Origin of the sequence: Streptomyces sp. NPDC046197 (assembly GCF_040646295.1) — a bacterium.
GTDB lineage: Bacteria > Actinomycetota > Actinomycetes > Streptomycetales > Streptomycetaceae > Streptomyces.
Window position 1 is genome coordinate 116,431 of record NZ_JBEYZY010000015.1, and the last position, 21,968, is coordinate 138,398.

At 72.0% G+C, this 21,968-nt stretch carries 16 protein-coding genes; 9 read left to right on the forward strand and 7 right to left on the reverse strand.

Annotated features, from left to right (window positions below; all coding sequences use genetic code 11):
• Positions 1-201: 201 nt before the first annotated feature.
• Positions 202-822 carry a class F sortase gene (locus tag AB0A61_RS22145; RefSeq protein WP_361294645.1) on the reverse strand — a complete coding sequence of 207 codons (621 nt, stop codon included), beginning with the start codon at positions 820-822 and terminating at the stop codon, positions 202-204.
• Positions 823-935: 113 nt separating this feature from the next.
• Complete coding sequence (locus AB0A61_RS22150) at positions 936-1,457, reverse strand: hypothetical protein (RefSeq protein ID WP_361294648.1); 522 nt, start codon at positions 1,455-1,457, stop codon at positions 936-938.
• A gap of 464 nt (positions 1,458-1,921) precedes the next feature.
• Between AB0A61_RS22150 and AB0A61_RS22155 the strand changes: the two genes are divergently transcribed.
• From AB0A61_RS22155 to AB0A61_RS22165, 3 genes are all read left to right on the forward strand, one after another.
• Complete coding sequence (locus AB0A61_RS22155) at positions 1,922-2,422, forward strand: Ig-like domain-containing protein (protein ID WP_361294651.1); 501 nt, start codon at positions 1,922-1,924, stop codon at positions 2,420-2,422.
• 459 nt (positions 2,423-2,881) lie between these two features.
• Complete coding sequence (locus AB0A61_RS22160) at positions 2,882-3,628, forward strand: IPT/TIG domain-containing protein (RefSeq protein WP_361294654.1); 747 nt, start codon at positions 2,882-2,884, stop codon at positions 3,626-3,628.
• Between the two features lie 105 nt (positions 3,629-3,733).
• Entirely contained in the window at positions 3,734-4,750 is a 1,017-nt protein-coding gene (locus tag AB0A61_RS22165; protein WP_361294657.1) for an IPT/TIG domain-containing protein, read from the forward strand.
• A gap of 72 nt (positions 4,751-4,822) precedes the next feature.
• Here the strand turns inward: AB0A61_RS22165 and AB0A61_RS22170 are convergent, their stop codons facing one another.
• A complete protein-coding gene (locus AB0A61_RS22170) occupies positions 4,823-6,466 on the reverse strand; it encodes a M4 family metallopeptidase (protein ID WP_361294660.1) in 1,644 nt (547 codons plus the stop codon).
• 130 nt (positions 6,467-6,596) lie between these two features.
• Here AB0A61_RS22170 and AB0A61_RS22175 point away from each other — a divergent pair, with 130 nt between their 5' ends.
• Positions 6,597-7,046: a gamma-glutamylcyclotransferase family protein gene (locus tag AB0A61_RS22175; protein WP_361294663.1), complete on the forward strand. Its 450-nt coding sequence runs from the start codon at positions 6,597-6,599 to the stop codon at positions 7,044-7,046.
• On the opposite strand, the gene AB0A61_RS22180 is transcribed toward AB0A61_RS22175, so the two are convergent.
• Positions 7,006-9,441 (reverse strand): molybdopterin-dependent oxidoreductase, encoded by a 2,436-nt coding sequence (locus tag AB0A61_RS22180; protein WP_361294666.1) that lies wholly within the window; start codon positions 9,439-9,441, stop codon positions 7,006-7,008. The genes AB0A61_RS22175 and AB0A61_RS22180 overlap by 41 nt on opposite strands.
• A 102-nt stretch (positions 9,442-9,543) precedes the next feature.
• Positions 9,544-10,230 carry an ElyC/SanA/YdcF family protein gene (locus AB0A61_RS22185; RefSeq protein WP_361294669.1) on the reverse strand — a complete coding sequence of 229 codons (687 nt, stop codon included), beginning with the start codon at positions 10,228-10,230 and terminating at the stop codon, positions 9,544-9,546.
• 233 nt (positions 10,231-10,463) lie between these two features.
• Here AB0A61_RS22185 and AB0A61_RS22190 point away from each other — a divergent pair, with 233 nt between their 5' ends.
• The 5 genes from AB0A61_RS22190 to AB0A61_RS22210 all read left to right on the forward strand — a co-directional run bounded on the left by AB0A61_RS22190 (position 10,464) and on the right by AB0A61_RS22210 (position 18,075).
• The gene (locus AB0A61_RS22190) at positions 10,464-11,366 is read left to right on the forward strand and encodes a sirohydrochlorin chelatase (RefSeq protein ID WP_361294672.1); all 903 of its coding nucleotides are present in this window, start codon (positions 10,464-10,466) and stop codon (positions 11,364-11,366) included.
• Positions 11,367-11,637: 271 nt separating this feature from the next.
• On the forward strand, positions 11,638-13,020 hold the full coding sequence (locus AB0A61_RS22195) for a deoxyguanosinetriphosphate triphosphohydrolase (protein WP_361294675.1): 1,383 nt from the start codon (positions 11,638-11,640) through the stop codon (positions 13,018-13,020).
• Between the two features lie 196 nt (positions 13,021-13,216).
• Entirely contained in the window at positions 13,217-14,482 is a 1,266-nt protein-coding gene (locus tag AB0A61_RS22200) for an FAD-dependent oxidoreductase (RefSeq protein WP_361294678.1), read from the forward strand.
• 56 nt (positions 14,483-14,538) lie between these two features.
• The gene (dnaG, locus tag AB0A61_RS22205) at positions 14,539-16,449 is read left to right on the forward strand and encodes a DNA primase (protein WP_361294681.1); all 1,911 of its coding nucleotides are present in this window, start codon (positions 14,539-14,541) and stop codon (positions 16,447-16,449) included.
• A gap of 303 nt (positions 16,450-16,752) precedes the next feature.
• The gene (locus tag AB0A61_RS22210) at positions 16,753-18,075 is read left to right on the forward strand and encodes an RNA polymerase sigma factor (protein ID WP_361294684.1); all 1,323 of its coding nucleotides are present in this window, start codon (positions 16,753-16,755) and stop codon (positions 18,073-18,075) included.
• A gap of 72 nt (positions 18,076-18,147) precedes the next feature.
• Here AB0A61_RS22210 and AB0A61_RS22215 read toward each other — a convergent pair whose 3' ends face one another.
• Entirely contained in the window at positions 18,148-20,076 is a 1,929-nt protein-coding gene (locus tag AB0A61_RS22215) for an ABC transporter ATP-binding protein (protein WP_361294687.1), read from the reverse strand.
• Positions 20,076-21,809 carry an ABC transporter ATP-binding protein gene (locus AB0A61_RS22220; protein WP_361294872.1) on the reverse strand — a complete coding sequence of 578 codons (1,734 nt, stop codon included), beginning with the start codon at positions 21,807-21,809 and terminating at the stop codon, positions 20,076-20,078. The genes AB0A61_RS22215 and AB0A61_RS22220 overlap by 1 nt, the downstream gene beginning before the upstream one ends.
• Positions 21,810-21,968 lie beyond the last annotated feature (159 nt).

Below are 21,968 nucleotides of genomic sequence, written 5' to 3' on the forward strand. Positions count from 1 at the left end.
GACCCTCACTCGCCGCACCGGCCGAAAGCCCAAGTACGTCCAGTACGAGGACTTCCGGCCGGCACGCCGAGAGCACGCTCCCCAGGCTCTCGGCTTCGCTCGAGCAGGGGGGACCCCCATGACGTCACTCCTTGACGGGCGAACGTTGCCTGCCGGGGCACTAGAAAGCGGTCCCGGGCCGGTGTGCGGGCGGGCCCGGTGTCAGCGGGCGCCGGTCAGGTGGGCGAAGACGACCACGTTGCCCTGGTAGCCGGACGTGCGCGAGTAGCCGCCGCCGCAGGTGATCACGCGCAACTCGGGGCGTTTCGCCGCCCCGTACACCTTCTCGTCGGGGAAGTTCCTGGCCTGGTAGACCTCGACCGCGTCCACGGTGAACTCCGCGACGGTGCCGTCCCGCCGGTCCACCTCGATGCTGCTGCCCTTCTTCAGGGCGCCGAGGTCGTAGAAGACCGCGGGGCCCTCGGTGTTGTCGACATGGCCGGCGACGATGGCGGTGCCGGTCTCTCCGGGGGTGGTGCCGGCCTCGTACCAGCCGGCGAGGTTCTTCTGGCCGGCGGGCGGGACGTCCAGGCTGCCGGACTTCGTCAGGCCGAGCCCCATCAGCGGGGCGTTCACCCGGATCGAGGGGATGCGGATGCGGTTCGGCGGGGATGGCGGCAGCGCGCGGGCCGCGAGCCGTTCCTCGCCCGGCTCGGGCAGGCCCTCGGCGGCGGCGGGCTGGGGCGGGGCGTGCATCACCGCGCCGCCGTGCAGCAGCCAGGCACCGGAGCACAGGGCGACCACGGTGACGGTCGCTATCGCGGTGTTGCCGATCCTTCGCATACGAAACCCTCTCCCGGAATCGGTGCCCCCTGCCCCCTCCGGGCCGCGAGGGGCGTCGGACCCGGAGGGGGAGGGACATGCGGTACCGGCGGACGGACAGCGGAGGGTGTCCGTCAGATCCCGTCGCCTCTCGCCCGGCGATGCAGGAGCCAGGTACCGCCCGCGGCGGCGACGGCAAGAGCCGCCACACCGGCCGCGGTCTGCACGGGGTCGGGGCCCAGCGCGCCACCGACCCCCGTCTTGACACTTCCTCGGGGCTGCACCTGCTCGTGCACGGCGGTCATGGTGACCACCAGATCGCCCTTGGCCTGCCGGCCACCCTCGGCACACTGCGCGACGATCTCGTACGTACCGGGCTGAGCGCTCTCCGGCACCCGGAACTGGCCGATCGCGTCGCCCTCGTGCGCGCTGGGCGCCAGGGTGAAGGTCCCGGCGCCGACCGCGCTGGCGTCGCCCGCCGCGGTGGCCTTGTCGCCGCACGCCTTGGTGTTCACGCTGACCTGGCCGCCGGGCACGACCGAGAACGGATACACCTCCAGGGTGCCGGTGTCCGCGGCGTACGCGGGCGCGGCCGGGCCGCCCGCGGCGGCGACGGCGAGCGCGGTGCCGGTCAGCAGACGGGCGGTACGTCGCATCGGTGCTCCTCCGAGCTGTGGTGGGGCACGGCCCGCGACACCCCCATGTGCCGCCGTCGGTCGCGCCCTGCCCTTCCGAGGTAAGTGGCACATGGGCCCGCTCGCTTTCTGATGGATCGTCAGAATTGGGGTGAACGGGTGTCGAAGCACCCGGCACGGGCCCCGTGGCGAACGGTGTTCCGGCAGGTCAGAGGCGTGTTGCTGACGGCTCGTCGGAAACCACCGGATGGACGCGGGGCGCGGGGGTGAACGGGTGATCGGGTCGGGAACGGCGGGCCGGGACCGGCCGGAAGGAGCCGGGACGGCAGGCGGCGCCGCGGGGCGACGACCCGTCACACAGTTGCACTACAGCGCTCCCCGAGCCGGCTCAGCCGCCGGGCTCCCGCCCGGCACGACCGTGCGCGGCCGCCTACGTTGAGCCTGTCGGAAACAGCCGACGAACCGCACGACCAAGGAGCTGTCTCGTGAGACGTGTGCATTCCCCTCATGTGTGGGCCGGTGTGAGTGCGGCGGCCCTGACCACTGTGCTGATCGCTGCCTCCCCTGCCGCTGCGGCCGGCTCGTCCACACACGTCACCGCCTCGCCGTCGGCGACCACGGTGGGCAGCCCGGTGACGCTGACCGCGACGGTCACCTGCGCCTCCGATCCGTCGGGCGGTCTGGGCGTCACCTTCTTCGACGGAAGTCAGGTCCTTGACACGGTGCCGGTGACGACCGCCGGTGCGGCGACGTACCGGGTCGCCTTCGGCGTGCCGGGCACCCACACCATCACCGCCGCCTACAACGGCAACGGCGTCTGTGGCGCGTCCAACGGCACCACGTCGGTCTCGGTCTCGCCGTCGCCCGTCCCGCCGCCCTACCAGAGGCCCGGCTGGTGGAACTGCGGAGGACTGGTGAGCCTTCTGGCCGGGGGTGGCTGCCCAATCGGATGGAGGCCCGGGGTCCTCGGCGCCATCCTCGGGTGAGCGGCGGACGAGGGTCGGCCACACCGTCGAGCCGTGCAACGGGCTGACCCGCACACCCGCCGTGGTCACGGTGGGCACCCTTGAGGGGGAACTCGGATCGCCGGTCGGTGTCACATCCGTGGCACCGACTGGTTGTTCGTCGGGGTGCGCGTCTGCATTACTCCGTCCGAGTGAGGTTGATGTCAACACCCTTGTTGCCTGCACGCCCGCGTGGGTCACTGGTGGTACAGAACCGGCGGGCCGCCCTTCCCGTACCGGATGCAGACGGTATGGCGGCGTTCGCCGGTGCCCGTACGCGCGGAACGTCCCCGACCAGCCGCCTTTCAGCGTCCGATGTGGCGGACACGACGTCGCGCAGCACCGCATCCTTCCGAACGCCCGACTGAGGTATGCGAGTCGGCAGCGCCGCAGCACTGACCGGTTCTCGGCATCGTCAGAGTGCACGCGAGGAGCGTTGTCATGCCTATCTCACCGAATCAGGGTTCGACCGGCGGCGGAACGCTGGTCACGATCACCGGCACCAACCTCAGCAACACCAGTGCCGTCAAGTTCGGCACCAAGTCGGCGACGAACGTCACCAACGTCTCGGCGACGCAGGTGACCGCGGTGTCGCCCTCCGGAACCGGCACGGTCGGGGTCACCGTGACCACGCCGGGCGGCACCAGCAACCCCATCCCCTTCTTCTACGTCGGGGCGCCGTTCAAGTCCTCACTGGGCGCCACCTCCGGCCCGCTCGCGGGAGGAAACTCCATCACCATCTCGGGCACGGGCCTGTCCACGGCGACCAGCGTCTCCTTCGGAGGCGTCACCGCCACCCCCACCGTGACCTCCGACAGCCTGCTCAGCGTCACCGTTCCGGCCGGCGCCGTCGCGGGTCCGGTGGCGGTCAGCGTCACCACGGCGGGCGGCACCAACAACGGTCTGTCCTACACCTACGTCGCCCTGCCCACCATCACCGCGCTCGCTCCGACGTCCGGGTCGACGTCCGGAGGCACCGCGGTGACCATCACCGGAACCAACCTCGACTCCACCGGCTCGGTCACCTTCGCCGGCAACGCCGCGCCGTTCTCGGTGATCAACACCACCACCCTGTCCGCGGTGACGCCTCCGGGCACCGCGGGAGCGGTGGACGTCGTGGTCACCAACCCGGCCGGATCCGCCACCGACGCCGGCGGGTTCACCTACGTCGCATCCCCCGGTATCTGACCCGGGGACGATCGGCGCGGCGGGTGCCTCCCGGGCAGTGCCGGGCACCGGCCGCGCCGGTTTGCCACGCCACCTCCGCCATCCTTCCGAGCTCCAGGAAACTGCATGCCCCCTGTGGTCAGTTCGATCAGTCCCGCGCAGGGACCTGCCTCCGGTGGTACGACCGTCACCATCACCGGGAGCGGTCTCACGGGCGCCACGGCCGTGCGTTTCGGCTCCGCCAACGCCACCACCTTCACCGTCACCTCCTCGACCTCCATCACCGCCGTGACCCCGGCGGGAAGCCCCGGGTCCGTGGCGGTGACCGTGGTGTCCCCCACCGGGACGAGCAATGCGACGGTGTTCTACACCTACACCGCCGCCCTCCCCTCGGTGACCGGTCTGTCCCCCGCCACCGGCCCCACCGGCGGCGGCACCACCGTCGTCCTGACCGGCACCAACTTCTCCGGCGCCACCGCCGTGCGTTTCGGGTCCGTCAACGCCACGTCCTTCACCGTCACCTCCTCGACCTCCATCACCGCCGTGTCCCCGGCCGGCGCCGCCGGCGCCGTGCCCGTGACGGTGACCACCCCGTCGGGAACGAGCGCCGCCTCGCCGGACGCGTATTTCTTCTACGCGCCGATTCCCCTCCTGCTGGCCCTCTCGCCCGGTCAGGGCCCGGAGAGCGGGAACAACACCGTCACGGTGACGGGACAGAACCTGGCGAACGCCACGGACGTACGGTTCGGCGGCACCGCCGCGACCTTCACCGCCACGGCCACGGCCGTCACGGCCGTGGCCCCGGCCGGGACCGGAACGGTGGACGTGACGGTGACGACGCCGGGTGGGGCGAGCAACCCGTTGGCCTACGCCTACGTGGGCGTTGCCACACTCACCGGTGTGTCGCCCTCCAGCGGGCCCACGACGCCGGGCACGGTGGTGACGCTGACCGGCACCGGTCTGACCACCACGACGTCCGTTCGTATCGGGGGCGTCGGCGTGGGCTTCGTGGTGCTCTCGGACACCAGGCTCACCGCGACGGTTCCGGCCGGACCGGTGGGGGCCGCCTCCGTGCAGGTGATGACCGCGGCAGGAACCTCGGGCACGGTCACGTACCAGCGCGTGGCGACCCCGGGCCTGTGAGCCCCGGGCGCGGCGGCGCCGACCGCACCGGCGGGACCAGGTCCCGCCGGTGCACGACCACAACCGTTCGGCTCAGCCGACGTTCACCGCGCTCCAGGCCGCCGCGACCGCGTTGTACTCCGCGCTGCCCGAGCCGTAGAGGTCCTTCGCGGCGTTCAGGGTCGCCGCCCGCGCGCCCGCGTAGTTCGTCGACGACGTCATGTAGACCGTCAGCGCGCGGTACCAGATCGCACCGAGCTTGTCCCGGCCGATGCCGCTGACCGTGGCCCCGTTGCACGTCGGGGAGTCGTAGGCGACCCCGTTGATGGTCTTGGCGCCGCTGCCCTCCGCCAGGAGGTAGGCGAAGTGGTTGGCGACGCCCGACGAGTAGTGGACGTCGAGGTTGCCCACCGAACTGCTCCAGCAGTCCGCCGAGTTGCCGTCCTTGGACGGCTTGTCCATGTAGCGCAGGGCCGGCTTGCCGAAGCCCGGGCGGACGATCTTCTCGCCGATGAGGTAGTCGCCGGAGTCGGAGGCGTTGTTGGCGTACCACTCCACCAGCGTGCCCATGATGTCCGAGGTCGCCTCGTTCAGGCCGCCCGACTCACCCGAGTACGTCAGCGCCGCCGTCTTCGACGTCACGCCGTGCGTCATCTCGTGGCCGGCCACGTCCAGGGCCACCAGCGGGCCGAACGTCGTGCCGTCACCGTCGCCGTACGTCATGCAGAAGCAGCCGTCGTCCCAGAAGGCGTTGTCGTAGCTGTTCCCGTAGTGGACGCGGTTGTACGAGCCCTTGCCGTCGCCCCCGATCCCGTTGCGCCCGTGGACCTTCTTGTAGTAGTCCCAGGTCTCGTTCGTGCCGTACTGCGCGTCGACCGCCGCCGACGACCGGTCCGCCGACGTACCCGTGCCCCAGTGGTTGTCGGCGTCCGTGAACAGCGTCGCGGGAGCACGCTGGAAGCAGATGCCGAAGAAACACAGGTCGGTCTTGTTCGCCGCGTCACCCGTGTAGGTGTTGCCACGCGTGGGGTCCTTCAGCTGGTACGCCGAGCCCGACGGCGTCGTCTCCAGCGGCACCGTGCCGCTGTACAGCGACTTCCCGTCGCCCGTCGCCGTCTCGATGCTGTCCCAGGCGTCGATCTGCGCCCCCGTGCGGGCGTCGGTCAGCACCGTGCGCGCGACCGGGTTGCCGAGCGAGTCCTGCGCCACCGCGTTGGTGCGCCAGGCCAGGCGCGGAGCGCCGTGCAGGGCGTCGACGACCAACTGGGGCTTGGCCGTGACCCTCTTCAGGCTCTCCCCGAGGTTCACGGCCCGCAGCGCGTTCACCGCGAGGTCGGCGGCCTTCGGGGCCGGCACCGCGGGCGTGACGCTCTTCAGCGAGATGGCGCCGCGCGTGGCGCGGTCGGCGCTGCGGTACGCGCCGTTCGGCGCGAGGTGAACCACGAAGTCGCCGCCGAGAACGGGGAGTTGGTGATAGGTGCGGTCGTAGCGGACGTGCTGCGTACCGTCCTTGTCGACGATCACGTCCCGGACGGCGGTGTCCTGGGCGGAGGTGAGGCCCAGGGCGGCTGCGTGGTCCAGGAGCGCCGACGCGGCGTTCTTGATCGCGATGGTCCGGGTCGGTCTGCCCTCCGCGTGTGCGGCTGGGGGGAGTGCGGCGGCCAGGAGGGTGGCGCTGGTGGCGGCGATACCGGCCGTGACCAGGCGGGAACCGCGTATGTGCCGTGTCCGACTCATCGGTCTCCTTGAGCGCGGGCGCCCTCGGGCGCGTGGGGTAGCGCTGAATGTTGACTGAGATTTAAAAGGCCATGACATGTCATGTCCATAGCCGCCACGTGGGGATGTGTGAGGGGAGAGAATCGTTTCTGTGACGCTTCCGTTCTTCGTCTACGGCACCCTCCGCCCCGGCGAGGGCAACCACGACGCGTTCCTGCACGGCCGTACGCAGTCCGAGGAACCGGCCCGGCTGCCCGGGGCGGTGCTGTACGACGGGCCCGGCTACCCCTACGTGCTGGAGGAGCCCGGGGGAGTGGTGCACGGGGAACTGGTGACCGCGCTGCCCGAGGAGTACGGGGAGTTGCTGGTGGCCCTGGACCGGCTGGAGGGTTACGTGCCGGGGGATCCGCGCAGCCTGTACGAGCGGGTGGCGCGGGACGTGGTGCGAGATGCCGACGGCGTGGCCGTGCGGGCCTGGGTGTACGTCGCCGGGCCGGCTGCCGCGGCGCGGCTGCGGTCCGTGGGGCGGCTGATCGAGGGCGGCAACTGGCCGACCCGGGTCAGGACTTCACGGCCTCCACGCGCACCGCGCACACCTTGAACTCCGGCATCCGCGAGGTCGGGTCCAGGGCCGGGTTGGTCAGGGTGTTGGCACGTCCCTCGCCGGGCCAGTGGAACGGCATGAACACGGTGTCGGGGCGGATGCCCGGGGTGATGCGCGCGGGGGCCACCGCACGCCCGCGCCGGGACACCACCGCGACCGGATCGCCCTCCGCCGCCCCCAGCCGCGCCGCGAGCCGCGGATGCATCTCCACGAACGGGCCGGGCGCGGCGGCGTTCAGCTCGTCGACGCGCCGGGTCTGGGCGCCGGACTGGTACTGGGCCACGACCCGGCCGGTGGTCAGCAGCACCGGGTACTCGTCGTCCGGTTCCTCGGCGACCGCCCGGTGCGCGACGGCGGCGAACCGGGCCCGCCCGTCCTCGGTGGCGAAGCGGTCCAGGAACAGGCGCGGGGTGCCGGGGTGGGGACCGGGCGCGGATCCACCGGCGAGGCCGGCGTCCGCCGCGTCGCCGGGGAGGCCGTCGTACGGTGTGTCGCCGGGGAGGCCGGCGTCCGCCGCGTCGCCGGCGAGGCCGGCATACGGTGTGTCACCGGCCGGACCGACGCGCGCCGTGTCACCGGCCGGCATGTCCGCGGGGGCGTCCCCTCGGGAGTCCTCGGAGCCTCGGGAGTCCTCGGAGCCTCGGGAGTCCTGGGAGCCTCGCGGGCCCTGGGAGCCTCGGGCGTCCTGGGGATCCTGGGAGCCCCGGGGATCCTCGGAAACCCGCAAGTCCACGGACCCCGTGACCGTGTCCTCGGTGTCCTCGGTGTCCTCGGTGTCGTCCCCGCCCGCCGGACACGGCCAGAAGACCCCGTTCTCCTCCGCGAGCCTTCGGTAGGTGATACCGGAGTAGTCCGCGGGGCCGCCCGCGGACGCCCGGCGCAGCTCGTCGAAGACCTCCTCCGGGTCGGTCGGAAAGCCCTTCTCCAGGCCCAGCCGGGCGGCCAGTTCGTGCAGCACCTCCAGGTCGCTGCGCACCCCTTCCGGCGGGCTGATCGCCCGCCGCCGCAGCAGCACCCGGCCCTCCAGGCTGGTCGTCGTGCCCGTCTCCTCCGCCCACTGCGTGACCGGCAGGACGACGTCCGCGAGCGCCGCCGTCTCCGACAGCACCACATCGCACACCGCGAGCAGGTCGAGCGACCGCAGCCGCTCCTCGACGTGCGCGGCACGCGGTGCGGAGACCACCGGGTTGGAGCCCATCAGCAGCAGGGCGCGGACGTCCGTCCCGAGGGCGTCCAGCAGTTCGTAGGCGCTGCGCCCGGGCCCCGGCAGCGCGTCCGGGTCCACACCCCACACCTCGGCCACGTGCCGCCGGGCCGCCGGATCCGTCAGCTTGCGGTAGCCGGGCAACTGGTCGGCCTTCTGGCCGTGTTCGCGTCCGCCCTGCCCGTTGCCCTGCCCGGTCAGACAGCCGTAACCCGACAGCGGGCGTCCCGCGCGGCCGGTCGCCAGGCACAGGTTGATCCACGCGCCGACCGTGTCGGTGCCCTTGGACTGCTGCTCGGGTCCGCGGGCGGTGAGCACCATGGCGGCCTCCGGGTCGCAGAACAGCCGTACCGCCTCGCGGAGTTGCGGAACGGACACCCCGGTGATCCGCTCCACGTACTCCGGCCAGTGCGCCATGGCCACCGCCCGCGCCTCCTCCCAGCCGGTGGTCCGCGCCCGTATGTACGCCTCGTCGGTACGGCCCTCGGCGACCACCAGGTGCAGCAGCCCGAGCGCCAGCGCGAGGTCGGTCCCCGGGCGGGGCGCCAGGTGCAGGTCGGCCTGCTCGGCCGTGCGCGTGCGCCGCGGGTCCACGACGATCAGCTTCCCGCCGTTCTCCCGCAGTTCGTCGAAGTACCGCAGCGAGGGCGGCATCGTCTCCGCGAGGTTGGAGCCGACGAGGATCACACACCCGGTCCTCGGGATGTCCGCCAGCGGGAACGGCAGCCCGCGGTCCAGCCCGAACGCCCGCGTCCCGGCCGCGGCCGCGGACGACATGCAGAAGCGGCCGTTGTAGTCGATCTGCGAGGTGCCCAGCGCCACCCGGGCGAACTTCCCCAGCGCGTACGCCTTCTCGTTCGTCAGCCCGCCCCCGCCGAACACCCCGCAGGCGTCCGGCCCGTGCACCGCGCTCACCCGGGTCAGCGCGCCCGCGACCCGGTCCAGGGCCTCGTCCCAGCCCGCGGGCACGAGCGCGCCGTCGGCGGAGCGCACCAGCGGGGAGGTCAGCCGCACCCGCGACGACAGCACCGCCGGTGCCGTACGTCCCTTGCCGCACAGCGCGCCCCGGTTCACCGGGAAGTCCGGGCGCTCGGTCACCTCCACGCCCCCGTCCGGGACGGGCGTCAGATTCATCCCGCACTGCAGGGCGCAGTAGGGGCAGTGCGTGGGCGTCGCGGAGGTCTGCATGCCGCCCAGCGTGCTGCGACCGTGTTACACGGCCGGGCCGTCCGCTGTTACGCGGCCGGGACGGTGACCTCCCCGCCCGGGTCCGCGCACCGTGAGGTGCGCTCAGCGGGCACTGGCCAGCGCCCGGGCCACCCCGTGCTCCCGCGGTCCGAGGAAGGTCGGATCCGGCTGGAAGACCGCGTCCAGGGCCGCCTTGCCGGCCGCGAACACCTCACGGGTGCCGCCGTAGTACCAGGTGGTGTCGTGCTTGTCGTCGACGCCGACGCCGTAGGAGTCGACGCCCGCCGCGTCGCACAGGGCGACGGCCCGCCGGATGTGGAAGCCCTGGCTGATGAGGACCGCCCGGTCCACCCCGAAGATCTTCTTCGCGCGTACGCAGGAGTCCCAGGTGTCGAAACCGGCGTAATCGCTGACGATCCGCCCGCCGGGCACGCCGTGCCTGGTCAGGTACGCGCGCATCGCGTCCGGCTCGTCGTAGTCCTCGCGGCTGTTGTCGCCGGTGACCAGGACGACCTCGACCCGGCCCGCCCGGTACAGCTCGGCCGCCGCGTCCAGGCGGTGCGCCAGGTACGGCGACGGCTCTCCGGCCCACAGCCCGGCGCCGAAGACGACGGCGACCTCGGTGCGCGGGGCATCGGCGGTGGTCCGCAGCCGGTCCGCGGTCACGACGTACATCCAGGTCGCCGGAAGCAGCGCCGGCACGCACACGGCCATCACGGCCTGCACCAGCCGCCGCTGCCCCGCGCGGGTGCGCGGCAGTCGCGGTCGTATCCGCTTCGGTCGACGCATTGGACGGTCCCCTCCCCAGGCGGCCCGGCGGGCCTCGACCATGCAGGACGCGGCGCGCGGCGGACCGGTTCGCCCGGCGAGCCGGTCCGCCCGGCGTGTATCGCCCTCGCAACAGCGCTCGCACGGCGCACGGCAGGCGCCTCACACTGGACGGCGCGCCCGGGTGAAGCCATGGAAAACGCCTGTCACGGGCATGCAACGGCGGCGCAATCCCGACCCGCGAGGATCCTTCCATGACGGCGTCGAAACCCCTCAGCGACGAGTCCATGCAGCGCCCCGACGGCCCACCGCCGAGCGGCGCCCACCTGGACAGCACGGCCGACCTCATGGGCAGCATCGGCAGCCGGCTCGCCGACCAGCTCAGCCTGGTCTCGCTGGGCGGCAGGCGGCGGCCCACCCCGCCCGCGCTGGTCCTCGTGGCGCACGGCAGCCGCGACCCGCGCGCGTTGAGCACGGTAGGGGCGCTCAGGGAGCGGATCCGCGAACTGCGTCCCCGGCTGTCCGTGCACCTCGGCCACATCGAGCTCAGCGAACCGCTGCTGACGGACACCCTCGCGGGCCTGGACGGCGCCGAGGCCGTCCTCGTGCCGCTGCTGCTCGGCCGTGGACACCACGTCAAGCGGGACATCCCCGAGGCGGCGGCCGCCGCACCGGCACGCACGCGCGTGGCCGCTCCACTCGGCCCGCACCCGCTGCTCGTGGAGACCCTGTACGCCCGTCTGGTCGAGGCGGGCTGGCGCACCCGTCCGGGGGACGCCGCCCGCCGTGCCGACGGCGTGGTCCTCGCCTCCGCCGGCTCCCGCGACCCCGACTCCCGGGCCGACACCCGCCGTATCGCACAGCTCCTCGCCGAGCGGCTCGGCGTCCCCGTCGTCTCCGCCTACGCCTCCGCCGCCAGGCCCACCGTCCCGGCCGCCCTCCGCGCCCTCGCCGCCCGCGGCCGCCACCGGGTCGCGATCGCCTCCTGCTTCACCGCCCCCGGCCGTTTCGCCACCCAGTCCGTCCAGTGCGCGCCCTGGATCGCCTCCGCCCCCCTCGGCGACCACCCGGCGCTGGCCCGCCTGGTCCTGCACCGCTACGACGAGGCTCTGACGACCCCGGCGACGGCCGCGGGACCGGCACTCGCGTCGGCCTAGGGCCGGTCATGGAGCGCCCGCGACGGCGACCGCGACGCCGCCCCGGCTGCGGGCAACCGCGCGACAGGCCACGGCGAGCGCGCACCCGCGGGAGCGGCACGGCCCGGCGGACGCGTTGGGACACGGCGGCTCTGTGGCTCGGCGGACCCGCTGAGACAGGGCGGGTCTGTGGCCCGGCGGACGCGTTGGGATACGGCGGGTCTGCGGCCCGGCAGACGCGCAAGCGCACAGCAGCCACCCGAATGTCACCGCCTGCCCTTACTGTCGAGACATGGACGGCATCGCACCCGAGGCACGGCGGACCTACGAGGACGCTCCCCAGGCACACGAGAACCACGTGCCGCCCGTCGGCTACGAGGAGGCGGCCGTGGAGCGATGGGCCGCCGAGCCCGACAAACGCCCCGGGCGTACCGCCTTCCAGCGCGACCGCGCGCGCGTGCTGCACTCCGCGGCCCTCAGGAGGCTGGCCGGAAAGACCCAGGTGGTCACGCCGGACGAGCTCCCCCAGGTACCCGGCCCCGCTCGAACAGGGGGGACCCCCATCCAGGCCTGGGACGCCAGCCCCCGCACCCGGCTCACCCATTCGCTCGAATGCGCCCAGGTCGGCCGGGAGCTGGGCGCCGCCCTCGGCTGCGACCCCGACCTGGTGGAGGCGGCCTGCCTCTCCCACGACCTGGGCCACCCGCCCTTCGGCCACAACGGCGAACAGGCGCTGAACGAGTTCGCGGAGGACTGCGGCGGCTTCGAGGGCAACGCCCAGTCCCTGCGGCTGCTCACCCGCATCGAACCCAAACGCTTCGTCCCCGAGCCCGCCTCGGACGCCCTCGTCAGCGTCGGCCTCAACCTCACCCGCGCCGCCCTCGACGCCGCCACCAAGTACCCCTGGCCGCGCGGCGCCCACCCCACCGACCCGGCGTCACGGAAGTTCGGGGTCTACGAGGACGACCGGCCCGTCTTCGACTGGGTCCGCAAGGAGGCGCCCGGCACCCGTTCCTGCTTCGAGGCCCAGGTCATGGACTGGTCGGACGACGTGGCCTATTCGGTGCACGACGTCGAGGACGGCCTGCACGCCGGCCACATCGACCCCGGCTGCCTGCACTCCGAACCCGAACGGCAGACGGTGTTCGCCGTGGCCGTCGGCCGCTACGTCCCCGCCGGCACCGACCCGCAGGAGCTGGCGGAGGCCCTCGACCGGCTCCTGGACCAGGAGTGGTGGCCGCACGGCTACGACGGCTCGGCCGTCGCCCAGGCCCGCCTGAAGGACGCCACCAGCCAGCTCATCGGCCGCTTCTGCCTCGCCGCCGAGGGCGCCACCCGGCAGGCGTACGGCGGCGGCCCGCTCACCCGCTACGGCGCCGAACTCGTCGTGCCCAGAAGCACCCGAATGGAGTGCGCGGTGCTCAAGGCGGTCGCGGACCGGTACGTCATGCAGCGCGCCGAGCAGGAGCGGCTGCGGGCCGACCAGCGGATCGTGGTCGCCGAACTCGCCGAGGCGCTCACCCTCCGGGCCCCGGACGGTCTGGACCCGCAGTTCCGTGCCCTGTTCGACCAGGCGCCGGACGACCGCGCCCGCAAACGCGTGATCGTCGACCAGATCGCCTCCCTCACCGACGGCGCGGCCCGCTCGCTGCACGCCCGCCTGACGATGCGCTGATGACGGAGCACCCATGACCGAACACGCATGACACGGACACCGCTCTTACCGACACCCGTGATACCGGTGGGACCCAGGTAAACCCGAGCGGAACTCAAGGTGACCCTCCGTGGCCTGATCGGGCCACTCCCTCTTCCCCCATCACGCTGCGTGCGGGACGCTCGCATGTGGCGGCACCCTTACGAGGAGGCATCAAGTGGTCGACGCGGATCAGACATTCGTCATCGTCGGAGGAGGCCTGGCCGGCGCCAAGGCGGCCGAGACCCTCCGCGCGGAGGGCTTCAGCGGCCGCGTGATCCTCATCTGCGACGAGCGCGACCACCCCTACGAGCGCCCGCCGCTGTCCAAGGGCTACCTGCTGGGCAAGGAGGAGCGCGACAGCGTCTTCGTGCACGAGCCCGCCTGGTACGCGCAGAATGACGTCGAACTGCACCTCGGCCAGACGGTCGTGTCGATCGACCGCGCCGCGAAGACCGTCCGCTACGGCGACGACGGCACCCTCGTCCGCTACGACAAGCTGCTGCTGGCCACCGGCGCCGAACCACGCCGCCTGGACATCCCGGGCACCGGCCTCGCGGGCGTCCACCATCTGCGCCGCCTCGCCCACGCCGAGCGCCTCAAGGGCGTCCTGACCCACCTCGGCCGCGACAACGGCCACATCGTCATCGCGGGCGGCGGATGGATCGGCCTGGAGGTCGCGGCCGCGGCCCGCGAGTACGGCGCCGAGGTCACCATCGTCGAGCCCCACCCGACCCCGCTGCACGCCGTCCTCGGCCCGGAGCTCGGCCAGCTCTTCACCGAGCTGCACCGCGACCACGGCGTCCGCTTCCACTTCGGCGCCCGGCTGACCGAGATCGTCGGGCAGGACGGCGTGGTGCTCGCCGCCCGCACCGACGACGGCGAGGAACACCCCTGCCACGACGTACTCGCCGCGATCGGCGCCGCGCCGAGGATCTCCCTCGCGGAGTCGGCCGGGCTGGAACTGGCCGACCGCGCGCACGGCGGCGGCATCGCGGTGGACGAACAGCTGCGCACCTCCGACCCCGACATCTACGCGGCCGGCGACGTGGCGTCCTTCCCGCACGGGCTGTTCGACACGCGGCTGCGCGTCGAGCACTGGGCCAACGCGCTGAACGGCGGACCGGCCGCGGCGCGGGCGATGCTGGGCCGGGACGTCACCTACGACCGCCTGCCCTACTTCTTCTCCGACCAGTACGACCTGGGGATGGAGTACAGCGGGTGGGCGCCGCCGGGGGCGTACGACGAAGTGGTGATCCGGGGGGACGCCGGGAAGAGGGAGTTCATCGCGTTCTGGACGAAGGAGGGGCGGATTCTGGCCGGGATGAACGTGAATGTGTGGGACGTCACGGAGCCGGTCCAGCGGCTGATCCGGTCGGGGGTCCCCGTCGACACGAACGCGCTGGCCGATCCTTCCGTGCCGCTGGAGAGCCTGGCGACGTGAAGCAGGGCACTTCTCGGCCGACGTCCGCTGTCACAGTGCCCCCGTAGAATTCACGCGTGGCAGGACGGATCAACGACGAGGACGTGAAGGCGGTACGGGACGCGGTCCCGATCGACGCCGTGGTGTCCGAGTACCTCCAGCTGCGCGGCGCGGGCGGGGGCAACCTCAAGGGCCTGTGCCCGTTCCACGACGAGAAGTCCCCGTCCTTCCAGGTCAGCCCCAGCAAGGGACTCTTCCACTGCTTCGGCTGCCAGGAGGGCGGCGACACCATCACGTTCGTGATGAAGATCGACCACCTCTCCTTCTCGGAGGCGGTCGAGCGGCTGGCCGCCCAGGCCGGCATCACCCTGCGCTACGAGGAGGGCGGGTACAACCCCGCCCACCAGCGCGGCGAGCGCATCCGTCTGGTCGAGGCGCACAAGCTGGCCGCCGAGTGGTACGCCGAGCAGCTCGCCTCCGGCAGCGAGGCGGAGACCGGGCGGGTCTTCCTCGCCGAGCGCGGTTTCGACCAGGCCGCGGCCGTCCACTTCGGGGTCGGCTACAGCCCCCAGGGCTGGGACCACCTCACCCGCTTCCTGCGCGGCAAGGGCTTCACCGACAAGGAGCTCGTCCTCTCCGGTCTCTCCCAGGAGGGCCGCCGCGGCCCCATCGACCGCTTCCGCGGCCGCCTGATGTGGCCGATCCGGGACATCGGCGGCGAGGTGGTGGGCTTCGGCGCCCGCAAGCTGTACGACGCCGACACGGGCCCGAAGTACCTCAACACCCCCGAGACCGCGCTCTACAAGAAGTCCCAGGTCCTGTACGGCATCGACCTGGCCAAGAAGGACATCGCCAAGGCCTCCCGTGCCGTCGTCGTCGAGGGCTACACGGACGTCATGGCCTGCCACCTGGCCGGCGTGACCACGGCGATCGCGACCTGCGGCACCGCCTTCGGCGGCGACCACATCAAGATCCTCCGGCGCCTGCTGATGGACAACGGCTCGGCCCGCGTGATCTTCACCTTCGACGGCGACGCGGCCGGCCAGAAGGCGGCCCTGCGCGCCTTCGAGGACGACCAGAAGTTCGCCGCCGAGACCTACATCGCGATCGCCCCGGACGGCATGGACCCCTGCGAGCTGCGCCTGGCCAAGGGGGACGAGGCGGTCGCCGACCTGGTCGAACCCCGCACGCCGCTCTTCGAGTTCGCGCTGCGCCAGATCGTGGCCCGGTACGACCTCGACACCCCGGCGGGCCGCGCGGCCGCGCTGGACGAGGCGGCGCCCATCGTCGCCCGGATCAAGAACAGCGGAGCGCAGCACGAGGTCGCGGTGCAGCTGGCCGGGCTGCTCGGCATCCTCGACACCCAGTTCGTGGTCAAGCGGGTGGCGCAGCTGGCCCGTTGGGCGCGCGAGCGCGGCGGGCGGGGCCCGGCGCCCGACCGGCAGCAGCGGCCGCCGCAGCCGGGTTACGCCGCCGTGCGGACCCCGGCCCGCGGCCCGGCGCTCAACCTGCGCAACCCGGTCTACGCCACCGAGCGGGAGCTGCTCAAACTCGCCCTCCAGCGGCCCGAACTGGTCTCCCCGGCCTTCGACGCGTACGGCGTCGACGAGTTCACCGCCCCGCCCTACGCCGCCGTACGCCAGGCGGTCCTCGACGCGGGCGGCGCGGAGTACGGCGTCCAGGACGCCCAGGAATACCTGGTCCGGGTCCGGGAGGCGGCCCCCGACGACACGGTCCGCGCGATGGTCACGGAGCTGGCCGTCGAGGCGATCCTGCTCCGCAGGGAAGTCGACGAGGCATACGCGGGCGCCCAGCTGGTGACGGTCCGCCGCCGTGCCGTGGAACGCCGCATCCGCGACCTCCAGAGCACCGTCGCCCGGCTCGGCATGGGCGGAGACCCGGCCCAACTGGCCGCCGTGCAGAACGAGTTGTGGATCCTTCAGCAGTACGACCAGGCTCTGCGGGAGCGCGGCACGGCGGCGCTGTAGGGGCCGAGGCCCTGGGGGGTCCTCAGCCCTGCGGCCGCTGCTCGGGCCGCTGCTCCTGGAGCGCTGCCACGGCCCGGTCGGAGTTCACGGCGAGGTGCCGCGTGGCGGCCTGCTGCTCAGCGACCTCGTCCATCCGCGCTTCGAGCGCCTCAAGACGCCGCCGCAGCTCCTCCGTCTCTCCCTGTCCCCGTCCGCCAGTCCGACGGTCAAACGATCTGAGTAACCGCCCGGTCACGGAACGATCGCAAAAAGTCACCGCACGCCCCTCGTGGCGGTGATGTGTCGTACTCCACACTGGGTCCGGTGCCTGAGTCCTCGGAGCGCGGCCGATCCGTCCCCCACGGGTCCGACATCCCCGCGGTTCCGCTCATCGCGTACAGGACGGACAGCGGCGTGGCCGCCGACTCCGCCCCCCGAGTACCGCTGCCGCACACCTCAGCAGCGATCATCCTGGAGGTCGCCCCCGTGCAGACCCAGACCCTCACCCAGACCGACATCACCACCGACCTCGGCATCGCCGGACCGGACGCGGAGAACGACGTCATCGCGGCCGTACCCCCGCAGATCCGGGTCGCGCACCACCCCGAGACGGAGCCGCACGGCGCGCCCGATCCCGGGGACCCGTCGGCCGGCGCGCCGGAGAGCGCCGACCCCGCCGACCCCGCGGACGCGCCCGTACCCGTCGAACCCGCCCCCGCCCGTACCGAGTCCAGCGGCCCCTCCTCGGACCTGTTCCGTCAGTATCTGCGGGAGATCGGCCGCATCCCGCTGCTCACCGCCGCCGAGGAGGTCGAACTCGCCCGCCGGGTCGAGGCCGGCCTGTTCGCCGAGGACAAGCTGAGCTCCACCCCGGACCTGGACAGCCTGCTCGCCGGCGACCTCGACAAGCTCGTCGTCATGGGGCGGATGGCCAAGCGCCGGCTCATCGAGGCGAACCTCCGGCTCGTGGTGTCCGTCGCCAAGCGGTACGTCGGACGCGGGCTGACCATGCTGGACCTGGTGCAGGAGGGCAACCTCGGCCTCATCCGGGCGGTGGAGAAGTTCGACTACGCCCGCGGCTACAAGTTCTCCACCTACGCCACCTGGTGGATCCGCCAGGCCATGTCCCGTGCCCTCGCCGACCAGGCCCGCACCATCCGGGTGCCGGTCCACGTCGTCGAACTCATCAACCGGGTCGTGCGCGTGCAGCGCCGGATGCTGCAGGAACGCGGCTACGAGCCGACCCCCGATGAGGTCGCCGCCCACCTCGAGCTGCCCCCCGAGCGGGTCAGCGAGGTGCTGCGCCTGGCCCAGGAGCCGGTCTCGCTGCACGCCCCGGTGGGGGAGGAGGACGATGTCGCCCTCGGCGACCTGATCGAGGACGGCGACGCGGCCTCGCCGGTGGAGTCGGCGGCGTTCCTGCTGCTCCGGGAGCACCTGGAAGCGGTGCTGTCGACACTGGGCGAACGGGAACGGAAGGTCGTCCAGCTGCGGTACGGGCTGGTGGACGGCCGTCCGCGCACGCTGGAGGAGATAGGGCGCATCTTCGGCGTGACCCGCGAGCGGATCCGGCAGATCGAGTCCAAGACCCTCAGCAAGCTGCGCGACCACGCCTTCGCCGACCAGCTCAGGGGCTACCTGGACTGAACGGGGGGCCGCTCACCCCGGGCGAGCGGCCCCCCGTGCGGCCGGCCGTGCCTGCGACCGTTGCCCGCAGCCCTAGTCGACCTCGGCGACCGCCTGCGCGAACTGCGCCTTGTACAGGCGCGCGTACGCCCCGTCGGCCGCGAGCAGCTCGTCGTGGGCGCCCTGCTCGACGATGGATCCGTTCTCCATGACGAGGATCGTGTCCGCGTCCCGGATCGTGGAGAGCCGGTGCGCGATGACGAACGACGTCCTGCCGTGCTGGAGTTTGGCCATCGCCTTCTGGATCAGCACCTCGGTACGGGTGTCCACCGAGCTCGTCGCCTCGTCGAGGACGAGGATCACCGGGTCCGACAGGAACGCCCGCGCGATGGTGACGAGCTGCTTCTCACCGGCGCTGACCCCGGAACCCTCGTCGTCGATCACGGTGTCGTAGCCGTCGGGCAGCGTGCGGATGAACCGGTCGGCGTGCGCGGCCCGCGCCGCCTCCTCGATCTCACCGCGGGTGACCTCGCGCGAGGCGCCGTAGGCGATGTTCTCCGCGATCGTGCCGCCGAACAGCCAGGTGTCCTGCAGCACCATGCCGATGGCGGACCGGAGTTCGTCCCGCGACATCCTCGCGATGTCCACACCGTCGAGCGTGATGCGCCCGCCCGAGACGTCGTAGAACCGCATGAGCAGGTTGACCAGCGTGGTCTTGCCCGCGCCCGTCGGACCCACGATCGCGACCGTGTGGCCGGGCTCGGCCTTCAGCGACAGGTCCTCGATCAGCGGCTTGTCGGGGTCGTAGCGGAACGACACGTGCTCCAGCGCGACCCGCCCACGCAGTTCCTCCGGCCGCTCGCCCGGCACCGGATCGGCCTCCTGCTCCTCCGCGTCCAGGAGTTCGAAGATCCGCTCGGCCGAGGCGACGCCCGACTGCACCAGGTTCGCCATCGAGGCGACCTGGGTCAGCGGCATCGAGAACTGCCGCGAGTACTGGATGAAGGCCTGCACATCACCGATGGACAGCGCGCCGGACGCGACCCGCAGGCCGCCGACGACCGCCACCAGCACATAGTTGATGTTCGACACGAACATCATCAGCGGCTGCATGACCCCGCTGTTGAACTGCGCCCGGAACCCGGCCTCGTACAGCGACTCGTTCTGCTCGGCGAACTGCTGCGCCGACTCCTGCTGCCGCCCGAACACCTTCACCAGGGTGTGCCCGGTGTACATCTCCTCGATGTGCGCGTTGAGTTTGCCGGTGGAGCGCCACTGCTGCACGAAGTGCGGCTGCGACCGCTTGCCGACGCGGGTGGCGACGACGAACGACAGTGGCACGGTCACCAGGGCGACCAGTGCCAGCAGCCAGGAGACGTAGAACATCATGATCAGCACGCCGATGATGGTCAGCACCGAGTTGATGAGCTGGCCCATCGACTGCTGGAGCGTCTGCCCGATGTTGTCGATGTCGTTGGTGGCCCGGCTGAGCACCTCGCCGCGCTGACGCTTGTCGAAGTACGACAGCGGCAGCCGGGACAGCTTCGTCTGCACGTCCTCGCGCATCCGGAACATGGTGCGGTTCACGGACCGGTTGACCAGCCTTGTCGCCACCGCCATCAGCAGCCCGGCGGCCATGAACGTGGCGAGCGCCAGGAGCAGGACGTTCCCGACGGAGCCGAAGTCGATGCCCTGGCCCGGCGTGAAGTCCGTGCCCTTCAGCATGTCGGCGACGGAGCCCTGCCCCCGCTCGCGCATGGCCTGCAGGACCTGGTCCTTGGTGGGCCCGGACGGCATCCGCCGTCCGATGAGCCCGGCGAAGACCAGGTCGGTCGCCCGGCCGAGGATCTTGGGGCCGAGCACCGACAGGCCCACGCTCACCACGACGCAGAGCAGCAGCGCGCCGATGGTGAGGCGTTCCGGCCGGAACTGCGCGATCAGCCGCTTGCCCGAGTTCTTGAAGTCCATCGAGCGGTTTTCGGGGCCGCCCCCGGCCATCATGCGCCCCATGGGCCCTGCCATCAGGCGGCCTCCGCTTCCGTCAGCTGGGAGAGCACGATCTCCCGGTAGGTCTCGTTGTCCGCCATGAGTTCGTGATGGCGTCCGGTGCCGACGACCCGCCCCTCGTCGAGGACGACGATCCGGTCTGCGTCCCGGATGGTCGCCACGCGCTGGGCGACGATGACGACGGTCGCCTCGGCGGTCTCGTCGGCGAGCGCCGCGCGCAGGGCCGCGTCGGTGGCGTAGTCGAGGGCGGAGAAGGAGTCGTCGAAGAGGTAGATCTCCGGGCGCTGCACCAGGGTGCGGGCGATGGCCAGACGCTGGCGCTGGCCGCCGGAGACGTTGGTGCCGCCCTGCGCGATGGGCGCGTCGAGGCCGCCCTCCAGCTTCGACACGAACTCCTTGGCCTGCGCCACCTCCAGCGCGTGCCACAGTTCCTCGTCGGTGGCGTCCGGATTGCCGTAGCGCAGGTTGGTCGCCACCGTGCCCGCGAACAGGTACGGCTTCTGCGGCACCAGACCGACGGTCCGGGCCAGCAGCCGCGGCTCGACGGTCTGTACGTCCACGCCGTCGACCAGCACCTCGCCGTCGGTGGCGTCGAACAGGCGGGGCACCAGCCCCAGTAGGGTGGACTTGCCGCTGCCGGTCGAGCCGATGACGGCGGTCGTCTCGCCGGGCCGGGCCACCAGGTCGATGGCCTTGAGCACCGGCTCCTCCGCCCCCGGATAGCGGAAACCGGCGCCGCGGATCTCCAGGTGACCGTGGCGGCGCAGCTCCGTGACGGGCGCGAGCGGCGGTACGACGCTGGAGTCGGTGTCGAGGACCTCCTGGATGCGCTCGGCGCAGACCTCCGCCCGCGGCACCATCATGAACATGAAGGTGGCCATCATCACGGACATCACGATCTGCATCAGGTAGGCGAGGAACGCGGTCAGGTCGCCGATCTGCATCCCGCCGCTGTCGATGCGGTGGGCGCCGAACCAGACCACCGCGATGGACGACAGGTTCACCACCGTCATGACGATCGGGAACATCAGCGCGAGCAGCCGTCCGGTGGCCAGGGCCATCTCGGTCAGGTCGGTGTTGCTCTTGCGGAAGCGGTCCTTCTCGTAGTCGTCGCGGACGAAGGCGCGGATCACGCGGTTGCCGGTGATCTGCTCGCGCAGCACGCGGTTCACCGTGTCCAGGCGTACCTGCATGGAACGGAACAGCGGACGCAGCCGGCGCACGATCAGGGTGACGCAGATGCCGAGCACGGGGACGACCGCGACCAGCACCGCGGACAGCGGCACGTCCAGGCCGAGGGCCAGGACGATTCCGCCCACACACATGATGGGCGCCGACACCATGAGCGTGAACGTCATCAGGGCCAGCATCTGGACCTGCTGGACGTCGTTGGTCGTCCGGGTGATGAGGGACGGCGCGCCGAAGTGGCCGACCTCGCGGGACGAGAAGGACTGCACGCGGTCGAAGACGGCGGCCCGGACGTCCCGTCCGAGGGCGGAGGCGGTCCGGGCACCGTAGTACACGGCGCCGATGTTGCAGACGACCTGCGCCAGCGAGATGCAGATCATCAGGGCGCCGAAGGTGAGGATGTAACCGGTGTCACCCTTCACGACACCGTTGTCGATGATGTGCGCGTTCAGGGTGGGCAGGTAGAGGGTGGCGCAGGTCTGCAGGAACTGCAGCAGCACCAGCAGGGCTATGGGTTTTCGGTAGGGCCTGAGATAGGTCCGTAGAAGTCGTATGAGCACGCTGCGTCTCTCGGGGTCGGCGGTGGGGGCGGTCGATGTCCCCTGGCCCCTATCGTCGAACACTCCACCCGTGTTACCTCAACCGATTAACCCGACAGCGGGCCAACGACCGACGGCCCGTCAGCCGTCGGCCCTAGGTCTCGTCACCCCCAAATGCCC

Bases quoted from the DNA above. Each gene is read 5' to 3' on its own strand.
- AB0A61_RS22145 (WP_361294645.1), bottom strand. From the start codon at position 822: ATGCGAAGGATCGGCAACACCGCGATAGCGACCGTCACCGTGGTCGCC.
- AB0A61_RS22150 (WP_361294648.1), bottom strand. From the start codon at position 1,457: ATGCGACGTACCGCCCGTCTGCTGACCGGCACCGCGCTCGCCGTCGCC.
- AB0A61_RS22160 (WP_361294654.1), top strand. From the start codon at position 2,882: ATGCCTATCTCACCGAATCAGGGTTCGACCGGCGGCGGAACGCTGGTC.
- AB0A61_RS22165 (WP_361294657.1), top strand. From the start codon at position 3,734: ATGCCCCCTGTGGTCAGTTCGATCAGTCCCGCGCAGGGACCTGCCTCC.
- AB0A61_RS22170 (WP_361294660.1), bottom strand. From the start codon at position 6,466: ATGAGTCGGACACGGCACATACGCGGTTCCCGCCTGGTCACGGCCGGT.
- AB0A61_RS22180 (WP_361294666.1), bottom strand. From the start codon at position 9,441: ATGCAGACCTCCGCGACGCCCACGCACTGCCCCTACTGCGCCCTGCAG.
- AB0A61_RS22185 (WP_361294669.1), bottom strand. From the start codon at position 10,230: ATGCGTCGACCGAAGCGGATACGACCGCGACTGCCGCGCACCCGCGCG.
- AB0A61_RS22190 (WP_361294672.1), top strand. From the start codon at position 10,464: ATGACGGCGTCGAAACCCCTCAGCGACGAGTCCATGCAGCGCCCCGAC.
- AB0A61_RS22195 (WP_361294675.1), top strand. From the start codon at position 11,638: ATGGACGGCATCGCACCCGAGGCACGGCGGACCTACGAGGACGCTCCC.
- AB0A61_RS22215 (WP_361294687.1), bottom strand. From the start codon at position 20,076: ATGGCAGGGCCCATGGGGCGCATGATGGCCGGGGGCGGCCCCGAAAAC.